At 68.1% G+C, this 15,925-nt stretch carries 13 protein-coding genes; 7 read left to right on the plus strand and 6 right to left on the minus strand.

All coding sequences use genetic code 11. From position 1 onward, the window contains the following. Positions 1-86: 86 nt before the first annotated feature. Positions 87-1,238, plus strand: a complete 1,152-nt coding sequence (locus ABNK63_RS06455) for an acyltransferase family protein (RefSeq protein WP_350016997.1) — start codon at positions 87-89, stop codon at positions 1,236-1,238. Positions 1,239-1,268: 30 nt separating this feature from the next. Here the strand turns inward: ABNK63_RS06455 and ABNK63_RS06460 are convergent, their stop codons facing one another. The 3 genes from ABNK63_RS06460 to rlmJ all read right to left on the minus strand — a co-directional run bounded on the left by ABNK63_RS06460 (position 1,269) and on the right by rlmJ (position 3,733). After that, entirely contained in the window at positions 1,269-2,180 is a 912-nt protein-coding gene (locus ABNK63_RS06460) for a cation transporter (RefSeq protein ID WP_350016998.1), read from the minus strand. 79 nt (positions 2,181-2,259) lie between these two features. Next, positions 2,260-2,775: a Slp family lipoprotein gene (locus tag ABNK63_RS06465; RefSeq protein WP_350016999.1), complete on the minus strand. Its 516-nt coding sequence runs from the start codon at positions 2,773-2,775 to the stop codon at positions 2,260-2,262. Between the two features lie 43 nt (positions 2,776-2,818). Next, a complete protein-coding gene (gene rlmJ, locus ABNK63_RS06470) occupies positions 2,819-3,733 on the minus strand; it encodes a 23S rRNA (adenine(2030)-N(6))-methyltransferase RlmJ (RefSeq protein WP_350017000.1) in 915 nt (304 codons plus the stop codon). A gap of 129 nt (positions 3,734-3,862) precedes the next feature. Between rlmJ and ABNK63_RS06475 the strand changes: the two genes are divergently transcribed. The 4 genes from ABNK63_RS06475 (at position 3,863) to ABNK63_RS06490 (ending at position 10,268) form a co-directional block, all read left to right on the plus strand. Beyond that, positions 3,863-4,255, plus strand: coding sequence for a hypothetical protein (locus ABNK63_RS06475; RefSeq protein ID WP_007804940.1), 393 nt, complete (start codon positions 3,863-3,865; stop codon positions 4,253-4,255). 90 nt (positions 4,256-4,345) lie between these two features. Next, positions 4,346-6,091 (plus strand): copper resistance system multicopper oxidase, encoded by a 1,746-nt coding sequence (locus tag ABNK63_RS06480; RefSeq protein ID WP_350017001.1) that lies wholly within the window; start codon positions 4,346-4,348, stop codon positions 6,089-6,091. After that, positions 6,088-7,077 carry a copper resistance protein B gene (locus ABNK63_RS06485; RefSeq protein ID WP_350017002.1) on the plus strand — a complete coding sequence of 330 codons (990 nt, stop codon included), beginning with the start codon at positions 6,088-6,090 and terminating at the stop codon, positions 7,075-7,077. The genes ABNK63_RS06480 and ABNK63_RS06485 overlap by 4 nt, the downstream gene beginning before the upstream one ends. Before the next feature lie 311 nt (positions 7,078-7,388). Continuing rightward, the gene (locus ABNK63_RS06490; protein ID WP_350017194.1) at positions 7,389-10,268 is read left to right on the plus strand and encodes a diguanylate cyclase; all 2,880 of its coding nucleotides are present in this window, start codon (positions 7,389-7,391) and stop codon (positions 10,266-10,268) included. A 3-nt stretch (positions 10,269-10,271) separates the two neighbouring features. Here ABNK63_RS06490 and ABNK63_RS06495 read toward each other — a convergent pair whose 3' ends face one another. The 3 genes from ABNK63_RS06495 to ABNK63_RS06505 form a co-directional block, all read right to left on the minus strand. Next, positions 10,272-11,201: a DMT family transporter gene (locus ABNK63_RS06495; protein WP_350017003.1), complete on the minus strand. Its 930-nt coding sequence runs from the start codon at positions 11,199-11,201 to the stop codon at positions 10,272-10,274. 30 nt (positions 11,202-11,231) lie between these two features. Next, the gene (locus ABNK63_RS06500) at positions 11,232-13,415 is read right to left on the minus strand and encodes an AsmA family protein (RefSeq protein ID WP_350017004.1); all 2,184 of its coding nucleotides are present in this window, start codon (positions 13,413-13,415) and stop codon (positions 11,232-11,234) included. A gap of 130 nt (positions 13,416-13,545) precedes the next feature. Continuing rightward, positions 13,546-14,481, minus strand: coding sequence for a peptidylprolyl isomerase (locus tag ABNK63_RS06505; RefSeq protein ID WP_350017005.1), 936 nt, complete (start codon positions 14,479-14,481; stop codon positions 13,546-13,548). Between the two features lie 150 nt (positions 14,482-14,631). Between ABNK63_RS06505 and ABNK63_RS06510 the strand changes: the two genes are divergently transcribed. Both ABNK63_RS06510 and ABNK63_RS06515 read left to right on the plus strand, forming a co-directional pair. Then, a complete protein-coding gene (locus ABNK63_RS06510; RefSeq protein WP_350017006.1) occupies positions 14,632-14,997 on the plus strand; it encodes a PadR family transcriptional regulator in 366 nt (121 codons plus the stop codon). Beyond that, positions 14,994-15,917: a sensor domain-containing protein gene (locus ABNK63_RS06515; protein WP_350017007.1), complete on the plus strand. Its 924-nt coding sequence runs from the start codon at positions 14,994-14,996 to the stop codon at positions 15,915-15,917. The genes ABNK63_RS06510 and ABNK63_RS06515 overlap by 4 nt, the downstream gene beginning before the upstream one ends. Positions 15,918-15,925: the final 8 nt, after the last annotated feature.

A 15,925-nucleotide genomic window follows, 5' to 3' on the forward strand; every position in this document is an offset into this window, starting at 1 on the left:
GCCGTGCTGGAATCCGGCCAGGGAAAGGCGGGGCGCAAGGCAAGAACCCTCTCGTGAGTCCGACAGATCCGTTCGGAGGTTTCGCCATGCACGACACCGTGCGTTTTCACTACATGGACAACCTGCGCGCGCTGGCGATGCTGGCCGGGGTGGTCTTCCACGCCGCGCTGGCCTACAGCCCGCTGCTGCACCCTTATTTCCCCACGGCCGACCGCGCGCAGTCGCCGGCCATCGACCTGGTCATCTGGTGGCTGCACCTGTTCCGCATGCCGCTGTTCTTCGTGGTCGCCGGCTTCTTCGCCGCGATGCTGCTGAACAAGCGCGGCATGGCTGGCCTGTTCCTCAACCGGCTCAGGCGCATCGGGTTGCCGCTGGTGATTTTCTGCCCGCTGGTGATCGCCGCGATGAGCTACAGCACGCTGCATGCCGCGGCGTACGTGCGGAACCCTTCGCCGGTGTTGCTGATGATCCGGCAGTTCTCGCAGATGGCGAACCCGCCAGCGCTGCCACCCGGCACCGGACATCTGTGGTTCCTTTACTACCTGCTGTTTTTCTACGTGCTGACCTGGGTGGCCAGAAGCCTGGTGCCGGGCAAGCCGGGCAACTTCGTGCGCGGCCTGAAGCCGGCGTGGCAACTGGTGCTGTTCCCGATGCTGCTGGCGCCGGCGCTGGCCTCGGTGAGCGCGCCGCATCCGGCCCCGGAAAGCCTGTTTCCCCAGTTCTGGGCATTCGGGTTCTACGGGCCGTTCTTCGTCTTCGGCTACCTGCTGTCTGGCCACGAAGCGTTGATCGACCGGTTCCGTCGTTTCGCGCCGTGGCTGCTGCTGGCCAGCGTCGCGCTTTACGGTGCATTCCTGTACCTGCTCCGGCGCCACGTGCCCACCGCCGCGGACCCGTCCGCCAGCGTGCCCATCGCGCTGATCGAGGCGTGCATCAGCGTCTGGATGACCTGCGTGTGCCTGGTTGCCGGCCGCTCACTGCTGAACCGCAGCAACCGGCTGTTGCGTTACCTGTCCGACGCGTCGTACTGGGTCTACATCGTCCATCTGCCGATCCTGTTCGTGATCCAGTACCGGCTGATGGACATGGCGTGGGGGTGGGGCGCGAAGTTCACGGTCTCCGTCGTCGCAACCTTCGCGGTCTGTCTGCTCAGCTACCACCTGCTGGTGCGCAAGACCGTGGTCGGCCGACTGCTCGGTGCCCGAATGCCGGTGGCGGGATCGGCCGCGGGGGCCTGACCGGCGTCGCCGCCGCCCTGGCGCAACCGCTCAATCCGCGTTGTCCGGCTCGAAGAAGCTCCAGCGTATGTCGGTGAATTCCGCCTTCATCGCGGCCTCGACGGTGTTGATCGCGGCGATCAGTTCGGGGTTGCCGGCGGTGGGCTGCATCCGTGCCTTCACCGCGACCATCACGTCGGGGCCCATCTGCAGGGTGATCAGGTTCAGCACGTCGGCGACTTCGGGGCGGCTTTTCAGGAAGCCCATCAGCTCGTCGCGACGACGGGGTTCCATGCCCTGGCCGATCAGCAGGGCCTTCACCTCGATCGCCACCAGCACCGCCACCACGATCAGCAGCAGGCCGATCGCGATGGTGCCCGCGGCATCGAACATCAGGTTGCCGGTGAGCATGGTGGCGCCGACGGCGAGGGCGGCCAGGCACAAACCGACGAGCGCGGCCAGGTCCTCGCCGAAGATCACCAGCAGCTCGCTGGAACGGGTCTGCCGGAACCACGTCCACAGATCCTGCCCGCCGCGGGCCTTGTTCACTTCCTCAAGGCAGCCGCGCATCGAGATGCCTTCGACGACGATGCCGAACACCAGCACGCCCAGCGCCAGCCACGGCCATTTCAGCGGTTCCGGATGGGTGAGCTTGTGCACGCCCTCGTAGATCGAGAACATGCCGCCCACGCTGAACAGCAGGATCGCGACCAGGAACGACCAGAAATACAGGGCGCGGCCCCAGCCCAGCGGAAATTCGTCCGACGGCGGCCGTTTGGTCTGGCGGATGCCGAGCAGCAGCAGGCCCTGGTTGCCGCAGTCGGCCAGCGAGTGCACGGCCTCGGCCATCATCGCGCCGGAGCCGGTCACCATGGCGGCGACGAGCTTGGCCACGAAGATGGCGAAGTTGGCACCCAGCGCGAGCAGGATGGCCTTGATCGGGTTGGCGTGGCCGGAAGACATGCAGCTTCAATCCATGGAATGAGGCTGCCCAGTTTACCGGTGGCGCAGAATTTTGCGGGGGTTGGGCGATGACGGACGATCAGTGGATGCCCACGCCCACGCCCAGGCCGAAGCGGATGTTGTTGCGGCCCTTGTTCATTTCCTCGGCGGTCCACACGTGCGAGTGCGTCACGCCGACCAGCGGGAATACGTAATCCGCCTCGCCGACCTTGCCGGCACGACTGCCGTCGAGCTTGCCGTCGACGGTCATCATCGCGCCGGCGGGATAGTCCAGCGGCTCCACGTAGCCCGGCATCACCGCGACGAAGCGGCCACTGCCGCTGTCGTTCGCCTTCGGCCGCTGCGAGGAGTCGAGCGGGTAGGCCAGCAGCTCGATCTCGCTGTGATCGGCGAACACCTTGACCTGCACGATGCGGCCACCCCACACCACCTCGTTGCCGCTGAACTTCTCGGGCGTCTGGGCCACTTCGAATGGCGCGGCAGTGACGGTGCCGGTGCTGGTCTTGTAGATCGGCGCGGGTGCGCAGGCGGCCAGCATCAGCAGGGCGGCGGGCATGGCGAGGCGGGTCAGCAGGGAAGCAGGACGGATGCGCATGGACGTGCTCCTGGAGGAAGCCGGATGGGTGGATGCACCGAGCTTAGCGGCGGCCCGGCGGTCGCGGTAGTCGCGAGGCGGGCAGCGGGCTGGGCACGTTCAGCTGGCTGCCGGCTTCGTCCAGCAACCAGTCGAGTTTCACTTCGGCCGGACGCTCCTGTGACAGCAGGCTGGCCAGCACGCGCAGCGGTTCGCGCAAGCTGTCGTCGAGATTCCACGGCGCGTTGAGGATGACCATGCCCGAGCCGTTGAGGCGCAGCGGCGAATCGTCCGGGTGCACCAGCAGCTCGGCGCGCAGGATGCGCTTGACGCCGCTGTGCTGCAGCTTGCGCAGGAACGGCTGCACCTGGCTGCGCAGCTTGATCGGATACCACACGGCATAGATGCCGGTGGGCCAGCGCAGCAGGGCCGACTTCAGCGCCTGCTCGATCAGCTTGTACTCGGCTTCCTGCGCCTCGTACGGCGGGTCGATCAGCACCAGTCCGCGTTTCTCTTTCGGCGGCAACAGCGCCTTCAGTGCCTCGTAGCCGTCGCGCTGGTGCACATGCACCTGCGGGTTGCCGCGGAACAGGTCGCGCAGCCTGGATGCTTCCTCGGTGTGCAGTTCGCACAACTGGGCGCTGTCGTCCGGGCGCAGCAGGCGGGCGACCTGCAGCGGCGAACCGGGGTACTGCTTCAGTCCCTGCTCGTTGCCCTCGCCACCCAGGATGCTGGCGCGCCAGCGCTGCAGCAGCGCTGGCACCTTCTCGGCCGGATGCAGGCGGGAGATGCCGTCCTTGTGTTCGCCGGTCTTCTTCGCCTCGAAACCGTCCAGCGGATAGTTGCCGCTGCCGGCGTGGGTGTCGATGTAGCAGAACGGCGCGGGCTTGGCCTGCATCGCCTCAATCAGGGCGAACAGCACGGCGTGCTTCAGGACATCGGCGAAATTGCCGGCGTGATAGGCGTGGCGATAATTCATGGCGGTCACGGCGGGCGGGGTGGCCGAGTATAGAGCGCCCGGCCCGATGTTCCCCGTGATCGACCGGGCAGCCCGGGCGGAGCCTGCTCCAGAGTTGAGCCCGTCCACGGCAGTCCGTAAGCTGCCGCGATGAGTCTTTCCCGGCGCCAGCTGTCGCATTCCCGCCCCTGCCTTGCGCTGGCCTGGCTGGCCTGGCTGCTCCTGCTGGTCAGTCCGCTGCAGGCTGCACCGATGGCCATGGCTGCCGGTGTTGCGCATGGTGGCCATGCGGCGATGGCGCAGCATGGCGAGCTTGCCGCCGATGCCGGGATCACGCACGACTGCTGTACGGAACAACCGCTTCCGGCGGGTGACGTCGCACCACACGCCTGTCACTGCGCCACATGGTGCGGCAGCGCCTTGCCGGCATGGGCGCTGCCGATGCCCGATCGCGTCGCCATGCAGACGCCGCGGGCGACGCCGCGAAGCCCACTCATGCCGCACGGCGTGCATCCGCCGTTGCTGCGGCCACCCGCCGCCTGACTTTCCTGCGTGTCCCAACTCCCGTGACGACTTGAGCGGTCGAGGCAACCGTGACCGGCGTCGCGCGTCGACGCCGTGCTGGAGAGCTCCATGAAACCTCTTTCTTCCCGCCCCGATCTGTCGCGGCGGCGTTTCGTGCAGGGCGTCGCGCTGGGCAGCGTGGCTGCCGGTGCGGGACTGCTGCGGCCTACCGGCGCCTGGGCGCTGAACAGTCCCGGCCAACCGGTGGTGTTGAGCGGCACCGACTTCACGCTGGACATCGTCGAGCGCAGCGTCAACTTCACCGGTGCGGCGCGGCCGGCGATCACCGTCAACGGCGGCGTACCCGGCCCGCTGCTGCGCATGCGCGAAGGCAGCACGGTGAGCCTGCGCGTGAGCAACCGCCTGCGCGTGCCCACCTCGATCCACTGGCACGGCATCGTGCTGCCGTTCCGGATGGATGGCGTGCCCGGCCTCAGCTTCGACGGCATCGCGCCGGGCGAAAGTTTTCTCTACCGGTTCCAGCTGCGCCAGAGCGGCACCTACTGGTATCACTCGCACTCGGGTTTCCAGGAACAGAACGCGCTGTACGGCCCGCTGGTGATCGAGCCGGCCGGCCCCGAGCGCCATCCGACCGATCGCGACTACGTGGTGATGCTCAACGACTGGACCGACGAGGACCCCGCGCGCATCTACGCCAGGCTCAGGAAGCAGAGCGACTACTACAACTTCGCCCAGCCGACCGCGGCGGATTTCTTCCGCGACGTGCGCGCGAAGGGACTCGGCCAGGCGTTGGCGATGCGCCGGATGTGGAACGAGATGCGCATGAACCCGACCGACCTGGGCGACGTCTCCGGTTACACCTACACCTACCTGATGAACGGAGCGGCCCCCGCGCAGAACTGGACCGGGCTGTTCCGGCCAGGCGAGAAGCTGCGCCTGCGCTTCATCAACGGCTCGGCGTCCACGTTCTTCGACGTGCGCATTCCCGGGCTGAAGATGACCGTGATCGCCGCCGACGGGCAGGACGTCGAACCGGTGCCGGTCGATGAGTTCCGCATCGCGGTGGCCGAAACCTATGACGTGATCGTCGAGCCCCGGGAGGAGCGCGCATACACGGTGTTTGCCCAGTCGATCGATCGCGGCGGTTACGCGCGCGGCACGCTGGCGCCGCGTGCGGGAATGACGGCGGAGGTGCCGCCGGTGGACCGGCGCGTGTGGCTGGACATGCGCGACATGATGGGCGCCATGCCCCACGCCGGGCACGACGGTGGCCATGCCGCGATGCCCGGCATGGATCATGGCCGCACGGATCACGGCGGCATGGCCGCCGCACCGGCCGTGCACCACGCTCGCAGCGAATACGGTCCCGGCGTGGACATGCGCGTCGACACGCCGCGCAGCAACCTCGACGACCCGGGCGTCGGCCTGCGCGACAACGGTCGCCGCGTATTGACCTATGCGGATCTGCACACGGTCGACGGTCCGCTCGACGCGCGCGAGCCCGGCCGCGAGATCGAGCTTCACCTGACCGGCAACATGGAGCGCTTCATGTGGTCGTTCGACGGCATCCGGTACGCCGACGCCAGGCCGGTCCATTTCAACACCGGCGAGCGCCTGCGCATCGTGCTGGTCAACGACACCATGATGAATCACCCGATCCACCTGCACGGCATGTGGAGCGAGCTGGAGAATCCGGATGGCCAATTCCAGGTGCGCAAGCACACCGTCAACGTGCAGCCGGCCCAGCGCATCAGCTACGCGGTGACCGCCGATGCGCCGGGCCGCTGGGCCTGGCACTGCCATCTGCTGTACCACATGGAGGCGGGGATGATGCGCGAGGTGGTGGTGTCATGACCATCCATCGCCGCGAACACGGGCTCATTCCTTCGCGCTCGGCATGGCTGATCGCGCTGTTGCTGTTGCTGCCGCCGACGGTCGAGGCGCAGAGCGCACCGGCCACGTCGGGCAGCACGGCGCCCATGGCCATGCCGGCGATGCCCGGGATGGATCACGGCGAGATGCCGGGAATGGATCACCCAGCGGCGCCCATCGCGCCGACGGCAACCGACATGCCGGCGCTGGAGCCGCCGCCGACGCCGGGCATGCCCAAGGCGCCGATGCAGGGTGGCCGCCCGCCCGCGGACGCTCGCAGCGGCGATTACTCCGACGGCATCGCCGCCAGCCCGATGCACGCGATGCCCGCGCACGGACGCGCATCGTCCGGCCTGCTGCGGATCGATCAGCTGGAGGCCTTCCACGGCGACGAAGGCAACGGCCAGCGCTGGGAGATCCGGGGTTGGTACGGCGGCGACAGCGACAAGCTGTGGCTACGCAGCGAAGGCGTGCGCAGCGGTGGCGAGCTCGAGGACGGCGAGCTGGAGCTGCTCTGGGGCCACGCCACCAGCAGCTACTGGAGCCGCCAGCTGGGCGTCCGCCACGACTTCGGCAACGGCCCGGCACGCAGCTGGGTCGCCGTTGGCGCGCAGGGCCTCGCGCCGTACTGGTTCGAGCTGGAGGCCACCGCTTACGCCGGGGCCGGCGGACGGACGGCCGCGCGTCTGCGCGTGGATTACGAGTTGCTGTTGACCCAGCGGCTGGTGCTGCAGCCGGAGCTGGAGGTGAATCTGTACGGCCGGCGCGATCCGCAGCGCCGGTTGGGCGAGGGCGTGTCCGACATCCAGTTCGGCCTGCGTTTGCGCTACGAGATCCGGCGTGAGTTTGCGCCCTATCTCGGCGTGAACTGGACACGTCGGGTCGGCGCGACCGCCGACTATGCGCGGCACGACCAGCGGGCGGTGCGGGAGTGGCAATGGCTGGCCGGGGTACGGTTCTGGTTCTGAGAGGTTGTGAGTTTTCAACCTCGAAGCCCGGCCACGGATGGCCGGACGGGAATCGGTCACGCAAGTGACTGATTCACGTGAGCACGTCCGGGCATGTACCGGACGTGCGATGGAAGAAAACCACAGGAAGTGGTTTTCTTCCCAGGTTCCGAGATCGCGTATCGTCAGGGTGAGTCGACCCTTGTGGTCCGGTTGACGTATAACGACATGGCACGCGTGGCGTGCCTTCGACGAACCAACGGCAGGCGAGCTTGCAACTGATGCGACGGAGACGGACCTCATCGGGGTGGAGCCAACGCTGCGTGCTGCTGATGATGGCCGTGCTGCTCTCGCTGGTCAGCCTGTCCGCGTCGGCCCAGCAGTATTCGCTGACCACCTACGACCGCAAGTCGGGCCTGGAGAGCCAGGCGATCAACGTGCTGTTGCAGGATCGGCGCGGCTTCATCTGGGCCGGCACCGAGATGGGCCTGTACCGCTTCGATGGCGGCAGCTTCGAGCGCATGGGTGAGGCGCAGGGCTTCAGCCGGGGCGAGTACGTCACCGCGATGGTGCAGAACCCGCGGATCGGCCAGCTGTGGGTGGCCACCCAGTCCGGTCTGCGCGTCGGCGATGGCCTGCACTTCAGCAAGGTGGAGCCCGGGGAGCAGCCGCTGGTGGTCGACGTGGGCCGGCAGATGGTGGCGCCGGATGACGGACGGCTGCTGCTGGTGAAGAACGACCGGCTGATGGTGCTTTCCGGTAGCGATGGGCAGGGCTGGCAGTTGCAGCCGATGTTCGACGAAGCGCAACTCGCCGCCGTGCCGCAGCTGCGCCGGATCACCGTGATCCACGCCACGCCCGGGCGCCTGTGGATCGGCTGCGATGGCTCGCTGTGCAGCGTCGATGACGCGGGCAGGGTGACGGTGTACGCAGAGGCCGAGGGCGTGCCCCGTGACACCTGGACGGGCCTGCTGCTGGACTGCCATGGCAGCCTGTGGCTGCGCGGCGTACACCACATGCGCGAGCTGCCGGCCAGCGCCACCCGCTTCCTCCCGCGCGACCTGCCGGCGGCCGACATGGGCGTGGTGAGCGACAACGAAATCCTGGTGGAGGATGCGCAGGGCCGCGTGCTGACGCCGACCAATCGCGGCCTGGCACGCTGGGAAGGAACGGCCTGGACCCTGATGGACAGCGCCAACGGCCTGCCCGACATCGAGATCACCGCCCTGTTGTTCGACAGCCACGGCACCCTGTGGCTGGGCACCTACGGTCGCGGCATCTCGCGCTGGAACGGCTATGGACTGGTCCAGGGCTGGGGGCGCGGGCAGGGTTTCGAGAGCGTGCCGAACTGGTCGATCCTGCGTTTCGACGCGCAGCACATCTGGTTCGCCAATGAGCTCGGCGGCAGCGTGCTGGCCGACGGCCAGGCACGTCTGCAGCCGTGGCCGATCCGCTTCGATCCGGCGCCGCGCCAGATCCTCAGCCTTGCCCGCGCCAATGACGGCGCGATCTGGGCCGGCCTGTACGACCGCCGGGTGCTGCGCTACGACCCGGCCAGCCAGCGCACCACGCTGGCGGCCGAACTGCCCGCGTTCGTGAAGTTCCTGCATTTCGATCGGCAGGGCCGGCTGTGGATCGCCACCGTCAACGGCATCTACCGCATCGATCAGGTCGACGCGCCGGCCGTGCGCATCCCGGCGACGCAGACCACCGACCAGCAGTGCTCGGACATCGCCGAAGCCGCCGACGGAACCTTGTGGTTTGCCTGCAACGCCGGACTGCTGCGCTTTGCCAGCGGGCAGTGGACGCGCATGGACACCGGCAGCACGAGCATCGCCTCGGGCTTCAGCGCGGTGGCGTTGGGCACCGACGGCAGCCTGTGGCTGGGCGCAAACGAGCCCGGTCTGTTCCACGCCGCGGTGAGCGGCAGCCGGCTGTCGCTCACGCGCATCGTCGACACCTGGCTGGACAACACGCTGGTGTACTTCGTGCGGCGCGACCACCGGGGCTGGATCTGGGTGGGCGGCAGCGGCGGCGTGGACGTGTACGACGGCGCCCGCTGGACGCACCTGTCGCAGGCCGATGGCCTGCTGTGGGACGAGACCAGCCAGAACGGATTCTTCGAGGATCGCGATGGCTCGATCTGGATCGCCACGGCGATCGGCGCCAGCCACATCCTGCAGCCGCAAGCCATGCTGGCCTACCAGCCCGGCAAGGTGCTGATTACCTCGGTGATGCAGGGATCGGCGCCGGTGAAACCCGGTGACAGCATCCGTCTCGGCGGCCGGCACGCCGCGTTGACCGTGCACTACGCGCTGCTGGGGAAATCCTCGGGCGGCCAGCCGCGCTACCGGTATCGGCTGCAGGATTCGGAGTGGATCGAAACCGGCGCGAACGTGATCAATCTCGCCGGCCTGCCGTCCGGCGACTACCGCCTCGAGATCGAGGCGATCGACGACGACCACCGGACCGTCTCGCCGCCCGCCCAATTCGATTTCGGCGTGCCGCCGCCGTGGTGGCTGAGCTGGTGGTCCGGCCTGCTGGCGGTCTCGCTGCTGGCCTTGCTGATGGCGCTCAGCTGGCGCTGGCGTTCGCGCCGACTGCGTCGGCACAACCGCCGGCTGGAAGCGATGGTCGCCGATCGCACCGTCGAGCTCACCGAGGAGAAGCGCGAGCTGGAACGGGCCCGGGCCGAGCTGTACCACCAGGCCACCCACGACAGCCTCACCGGCATCCACAACCGGCGGGCGATCCTCGACCAGCTGGCGGCGCTGCTGGAACCGGGCCGGCGTCCGCTGCCCGGGCTTGCCGTGGGACTGATCGATGCCGATCACTTCAAGCGCATCAATGACACCCTGGGCCACCAGGCCGGCGACGCCGCGTTGCTGGCGATCGCCCGTCACCTGCAGTTGCACGTGCGCGGAGACGACCGGCTGGGACGCTACGGCGGCGAGGAGATCCTGCTGCTGTTGCCCGGCATCGATCGCCCGCATGCCGAGCAACGCATGCGCGACATCCAGACGGCGGTGAGCGCGGTGCCGCATCACTGGAACGGGCATGCGTTTGTGGTGACGCTAAGCATCGGCATGGTCTGGATCGGCACCGAGGCGACGTCGGTCGAGGACCTGATCCGGCGCGCCGATGCGGCGCTGTACCAGGCCAAGAGTGGCGGTCGCGACCGCGTCGTGGTCGAGGCAGCGCGTGCCGACTGACGCTCAGTCGATGATGTTGTGGCTTTCGGTGGTGCCCAGCAGCTCCGCCTGTTCCGGCCTGCGCCGGCGCCGATGCAGCAGCGGGTGCATGAACACCGCTGCCAGGATCACCGCCACGCCGGCGTAAAACCAGTGATCCAGCTCGTGCTGCTCGCCCAGCAGCACGATCGCCAGCACGATCGCGTAGACCGGTTCCAGGTTGGTCACCATCTGCGTGCCGAACGCGCTCATGTGGCGCAGCGCCACCAGCGCCAGCGCGAACGGCAGCAGGGTGCAGCCGAACGACAGCGCCAGCAACAGCAGCGCGTCGTGCAGGCCTGGCAACACGAAGGCCGGCCCGACGTGCGGCAGCAGCGGCGCCAGCAGGGCTAGGAACACGGTGCCGGTGCCCAGCTCGATGAAGGTCACCGTGAGCGGATCGCCGTGTTCGACCAGGCGCTTGTTGAGCGAACCGAAGAACGCCACGAACAGCGCCGACAGCACGCCCACCGCAATTCCCGCGCGCATGTCGTGCGGCACGCCGCCCACCACCATCACCACGCCCGGCACCACCGCCACGCCGATCAGCAGTTCGCGGGCGTCAAACCTGCGCCGGGCAATCCACGGTTCGACGAAAGCGAGGAACACCGGGCCGAGCGCGATGCAGGTGGCGCCGACCGAGGCGTTCGAAAGCTTGATCGCCGCGTAGAAACTGAGCCAGTGCAGCGACACCAGCACGCCGATGCCGGCATACGCCCAGATCAGTCGCGCAGGCATCGCGCGCAAGCCGCGCCAGACCCGGGGCACCAGCAGCAGCGCCAGCGTGACCAGGGCCATCCGCCACAACACCAGGGGCAGGGCCGGCAAGGTGATCAGCTTGCCCAGGATCGCGGTGAAGCCCCACAGCAACACGCAGAAGTGAATCTGCAGACGGGCCTGGCTGACGGGTTGCATGAACGGCATCGCACGAGGAGATGCGGCATTCTAGCGCTCGCCAGCAGTCTTCCGGACGCTGCCCGGCTGCTTCTGCGACGGCATCATCCGGCCGGACTGGCGCAGCTGCTGCAGCACGGTGCGGCAGGTGTTCTCGCCGTTGTCGTCGTGGCTGGGCGCGACCAGGGCGAGCAGGGCGGCAGCCGGCGCCGCGACCACGCTCAACGCCACCGCGCCGGCGCCGCGGGCGATCAGCGGGCCGGGGTGCACGCCGACGTTGGGGTTCTTCAGCGTGCCGTTGACGTACAGCGGCGAGCGCAGCGAGAACACGCGGAAGCCCTTGGTGTGGGGCGTCACGTCCAGGTCGAGCTTCTCGCTGGCCAGGTTCACCGTGCCGGTCACGTTGACCACCGCGTCGTCGGTGTCGAACACGAACAGGCGCATGTCGAACAGGCCGTTGCTCGCAGCCATGTCGGTGGCGGCGCAGTTGATCTCCACGGTCTTGTCGCCGAACAGCTTGCCGATGATGATGTTGCCCACGTTGAGGCCGGCGGTTTCCAGCAGGGTCTTGCTGATCGCGCCGTCGTTCATCAGCAGCTTCAACTCGCCGTCCGCGCTGCCGAGCAGGGCGGCGATGGAATTGCCCTGGGCGCTGAGGTCGGCGTCGCCGTTGATCTCGCCGAAGCTGGTGTGCATCGGCTCGAAGGCGGGGAACAACTGCTTGAGCTTGAGGTGGCGCGCGTCGAGTTTCAGCAGGCCGCGCATCGGCGTGCGGCTGCCGTCCAGGGTGATGTTGCTGCGCACCTTGCCGCCGGCCACGCCGAAGCTGAGCGGGTCCAGGTACAGCGCGCCGTTGTTCATCACCAGGTGGGTGGCCAGCGAGTCGATCGGCAGCGCCTCGCCATGCACGATGCGCTCGCTGCTGAAGTTCACGTCGGCGTCCATCGCCTGCCAGCGTTCGGTGCGGAACGGTGCGACCGGCAACAGTTTGTCGGTCGGCTGGGCGGGGCGATCATCGGCGGGCCCGGCCTTCGAACTGCCGCCGATCAGCGGCGCGAGGTCGGCGAACTGCAGCAGCTTCGAATGCAGCGTGCCGGTGAGTTTGGGGCGCTTGCCGCCGGTGACGAACAGCAGGTCGCCGGACAGGTCGCTGCCGCCGACCCGGCCGCGGAAATCCTGATAGTGATAGCGGCTGCCGTTGCGGCGCAGCTCGGCGCCAAGATGGCCCTCGGTCGCGTACGGCGGGGTGTCCGGCAGGGTGACGCCGGTGAGCGGATACAGCTTGGCCATGCTGGAGCCGGAGAACCACAGCTGCACGTCCAGCGCGCCCAGGTGCAACGGATCGGTCAGGGTGCCGACCAGCGCGATATGCGTGTCGCCCAGGTTCACGTCGGCCTGCACGGGGAATGGCCGACGGGTGTCCTGCAGGGCGAGCACGGCGCCGGTCTTGCCGTGGCCCTTCAGCGGATTGCCCTGGTAGCTGCCCTCGGCGGTCCAGCCGAACTGGTAGGTGATCGCGCTGTCCGGGCGGTGCTGGCGGTCGGCGGCCTGGTTGTTTGCGCCGTCCGGCGCAGCCTTGGACGTGCTCTCGGGCAAGGCCTTGCCCACGGCCTTGCTGGCCTGCTCGCGGGCGTCGGCGGTCTGCTGCGCCACGATCTGGTCATAGGGGATCGCCCCCTGCAGCGGTTCGATGGTGGCCTCGAGCCGGGTGCGGCTCGGCGCGTCGTCCAGGCTCAGCTGGCCCCGGTCGAAGCCGACCGTGCCCACGTCCAGCGTCCAGCTCGACGGTGGCTGGTTCCGGGGAAAACTGAAGTCCCAGCTGGCGCGGCCCTGCTTGTCGCGCTCCAGGTCCACGCTGGGCTGCACCAGTTGCAGCGACGGCACCTCGATGCGATGGGCGATCAGCGGCAGCGGCGAAAGCCGGAAACGCAGCGCCTGCAGTCGGGCGAACTGCGGCTGCTGCGCCCACGGGGGATTGGCGATGCTGATGTCGCGTGCGGTGAACTCGGGCCATGGCAGCAGCGAGGCCAGCCCGCTGCCGTTGCGGTCGCGCCGCCAGTCGACGGTGAGGTCGCCGTTGATCGCGAATGGGCGTCCGATCGCCTTGCTCACCTTGTCGCTGATGAACGGGCGCATCCGGTTCCAGTCGAAGGTCGCGATCACCACGACCAGGATCAGCACGACAGCCAGCACGACTCCCACGATCCATGCGAGGACTTTGCGGCTGCGCTTCATGCTGATCTCCTGTCACGGGGTCGCGAAGTCCATCCATAGCCCCCCGCGTGACAAGATTTCGTGGTGAAGTCCCCGCCGGCGTCAGCGGGGATTCATCCGGGCAGCGGCCTTGAGTGCGCCCGCCCTGGCTTCAGTGCACCGGTTTGGCGTCGCGCACCGGCACGGTGAGGCTGCACAGGCCGACCTTGCCCACCGGCTCGGGGTAGAACGCATTGTGGCCATGGCGACTGGCATCGATCAGGGCCGCGAAGCTGGCGCTGTCGGTGCGCAGCACCTCGATCGCCGGTCGCTCCGGCGCCGGCATGTCGGCGGCCAGGCGCACCGACTCGATGCGGGTGCGGCGGGCGGGATCGGCATAGAAACCCATCGGCTCGGGCCCGCGCGGCAGGCCGGACAGCAGGGGCATGCCTTCCAGCACGCGGCCGGCGACGGCGAGGTTGTGATCCAGTTTCCGCGCCTGGCCGATCACCGCGTACAGCGAACTGCCGCTGCCGCTGTCCGGCGCCACGTCGCGCGCCACGCCGACCGTGCCATAGCAGTGCGCCACCCACTCCTGGCCGCTGGCCGGATCGCGGCCCACCGGGAAGCCCCCGCTGAAACCGACTTCGGGTGCGTAGACATCGCCATCCGGCAATGGCGTCCACGGCTGCTTCGCAGCGATCGCGCGGCTGAACTCCGGCGTCAGGGTCTTGCTGGCCTTGCCCAGTGAACGGATCTTGTCCTTGTCGCCGTTCTCGTCGTCGTTCGGATCGCCCCACTGGGTGACGAAGTTGTCCTGCACGCGGATGATCGCCAGCCCGTCGAAGTAGTGCTGGCGCACCAGGGTGCGAATGTTCGCTGCATGCAGCGGGGTGAAATCCTGGGCCAGCTCGATCACCACGCGACCCGTCGGTAGCTGCATCACCAGCAGGTTCTGCGGGTCAGGCCTGCGCCATTCGGCCGGCGCGGATTTCGCCAGGATTTCCTTGGTCGTCGGCGTGGGCTTGCCCTGCTCGGCAGCGAGGGCAGACAACGCGGTCAGGCTGCTGGCCAGCGCGAGACCGGCGATGAGATGGCGACGACGCATGGCATTCCCCTTGAGTGACCGATAGGCGAGGGCTGCAACTTAGCAGAGTGCCACCACCAGTTGATCGCAGGCATGACTTCAGGCCCATGTACTAGTGTCAACTTAATACTATGATTCACATCAGTCTAAGCGGCAGTGCGGGTGAGCGGGATGGACGACAGCGTCAGCCAGTTGAAGAAGTTCCAGAAGGAGCTTTCCAGCGGCACCGTGTCGCTGGTGCTGCTGGCCGTGTTGGGGCAGTCGCGCCAGCCGATGTACGGCTACCAGATCGCCAAGCGGCTGGAAGAGGTGGGCGAGGGCGTGCTGGCCGGCAAGCAGAGTGCGCTGTACCCGGTGCTGCGCAATCTCGAAGCCGCCGGCCTGCTGGGCAGCGAAGTCGAGCCGTCCGTCAGCGGGCCGCCGCGCCGCTATTACCGCATCACCAGGCCGGGGCGCGAAGTCCTGCGCGAGTGGACCGCCGCGTGGAACGCCACCCGCGATTCCGTCGATAACGTCTTGCAAGGAGGGGTGTCATGAACGCGCCACGCAGCATCGCCGAGTATCTTGAACAACTGCGCGCCGCCCTGCGTGGCGCCGACCCCGCCCTGATCCAGGATGCGTTGTACGACGCCGAGGAACACCTGCGCTCGGAACTGGCCGAGCAGCCCGAACGCGGCGAAGCGGCGATGCTGGAGCACGTGGTGGGCAGCTACGGCGCGCCGGACGAGGTGGCCGAGATCTATCGTGATCAGGAAATCCGCATCCAGCGCGCACTGCGCCCGCCGCCGCTGCCGAAGCGGCGTTCGCTGGCGGGGCGCTTCTTCGGCGTGGCGGCCGATCCACGCACCTACGGCGCGCTGTTCTACATGCTGCTGTCGCTGGCCACGGGCATCTTCTACTTCACCTGGGCCGTCACCGGACTGTCGCTGTCGGCAGGTCTGTCGGTGCTGATCATCGGCCTGCCGTTCATCGTGCTGTTCTTCGGCAGCGTGCGCGTGTTGTCGCTGGTCGAGGGGCGCATCGTGGAGGCGATGCTGGGCATGCGCATGCCGCGGCGGCCGGTGTATCCCACCCAGGGCATGAGCCTGATGCGGCGCATCGGTCGCATGTTCACCGACGTGCACACCTGGACCACGCTCTGCTACATGTGGCTGATGCTGCCGCTGGGCATCGTGTATTTCACGCTCGCGGTGACCTTGCTCAGCGTATCCGTCGCCTTCATCGGCGCGCCATTGGCGATGATGTTCCACAACGACTGGATGACCGGGCTGTACGTGAACCACCAGGTTCTCGTGGACTGGGGCTTCGGCGCGCACGCGCCGGGTTGGGGCGACGCGATCGCGATGTGCGTGATCGGCATCGTGCTGCTGTTCGCCACCCTGCATCTGGCGCGCGGCCTGGGCCGGCTGCATGGTTACATCGCCAAGCACATGCTGGTGCCGCGCACGACTGACTGAACGCCCGG

The sequence above is a fragment of the Rhodanobacter sp. IGA1.0 genome (genome assembly GCF_040208325.1).
GTDB lineage: Bacteria > Pseudomonadota > Gammaproteobacteria > Xanthomonadales > Rhodanobacteraceae > Rhodanobacter > Rhodanobacter spathiphylli.

Excerpts from the sequence above, each read along its gene's own strand:
- ABNK63_RS06490 (WP_350017194.1), top strand. The coding sequence starts at position 7,389 with ATGATGGCCGTGCTGCTCTCGCTGGTCAGCCTGTCCGCGTCGGCCCAG.
- ABNK63_RS06505 (WP_350017005.1), bottom strand. The coding sequence starts at position 14,481 with ATGCGTCGTCGCCATCTCATCGCCGGTCTCGCGCTGGCCAGCAGCCTG.
- ABNK63_RS06480 (WP_350017001.1), top strand. The coding sequence starts at position 4,346 with ATGAAACCTCTTTCTTCCCGCCCCGATCTGTCGCGGCGGCGTTTCGTG.
- ABNK63_RS06475 (WP_007804940.1), top strand. The coding sequence starts at position 3,863 with ATGAGTCTTTCCCGGCGCCAGCTGTCGCATTCCCGCCCCTGCCTTGCG.
- ABNK63_RS06485 (WP_350017002.1), top strand. The coding sequence starts at position 6,088 with ATGACCATCCATCGCCGCGAACACGGGCTCATTCCTTCGCGCTCGGCA.
- ABNK63_RS06495 (WP_350017003.1), bottom strand. The coding sequence starts at position 11,201 with ATGCAACCCGTCAGCCAGGCCCGTCTGCAGATTCACTTCTGCGTGTTG.
- ABNK63_RS06500 (WP_350017004.1), bottom strand. The coding sequence starts at position 13,415 with ATGAAGCGCAGCCGCAAAGTCCTCGCATGGATCGTGGGAGTCGTGCTG.
- ABNK63_RS06465 (WP_350016999.1), bottom strand. The coding sequence starts at position 2,775 with ATGCGCATCCGTCCTGCTTCCCTGCTGACCCGCCTCGCCATGCCCGCC.
- ABNK63_RS06515 (WP_350017007.1), top strand. The coding sequence starts at position 14,994 with ATGAACGCGCCACGCAGCATCGCCGAGTATCTTGAACAACTGCGCGCC.
- ABNK63_RS06510 (WP_350017006.1), top strand. The coding sequence starts at position 14,632 with ATGGACGACAGCGTCAGCCAGTTGAAGAAGTTCCAGAAGGAGCTTTCC.
- ABNK63_RS06455 (WP_350016997.1), top strand. The coding sequence starts at position 87 with ATGCACGACACCGTGCGTTTTCACTACATGGACAACCTGCGCGCGCTG.
- rlmJ (WP_350017000.1), bottom strand. The coding sequence starts at position 3,733 with ATGAATTATCGCCACGCCTATCACGCCGGCAATTTCGCCGATGTCCTG.
- ABNK63_RS06460 (WP_350016998.1), bottom strand. The coding sequence starts at position 2,180 with ATGTCTTCCGGCCACGCCAACCCGATCAAGGCCATCCTGCTCGCGCTG.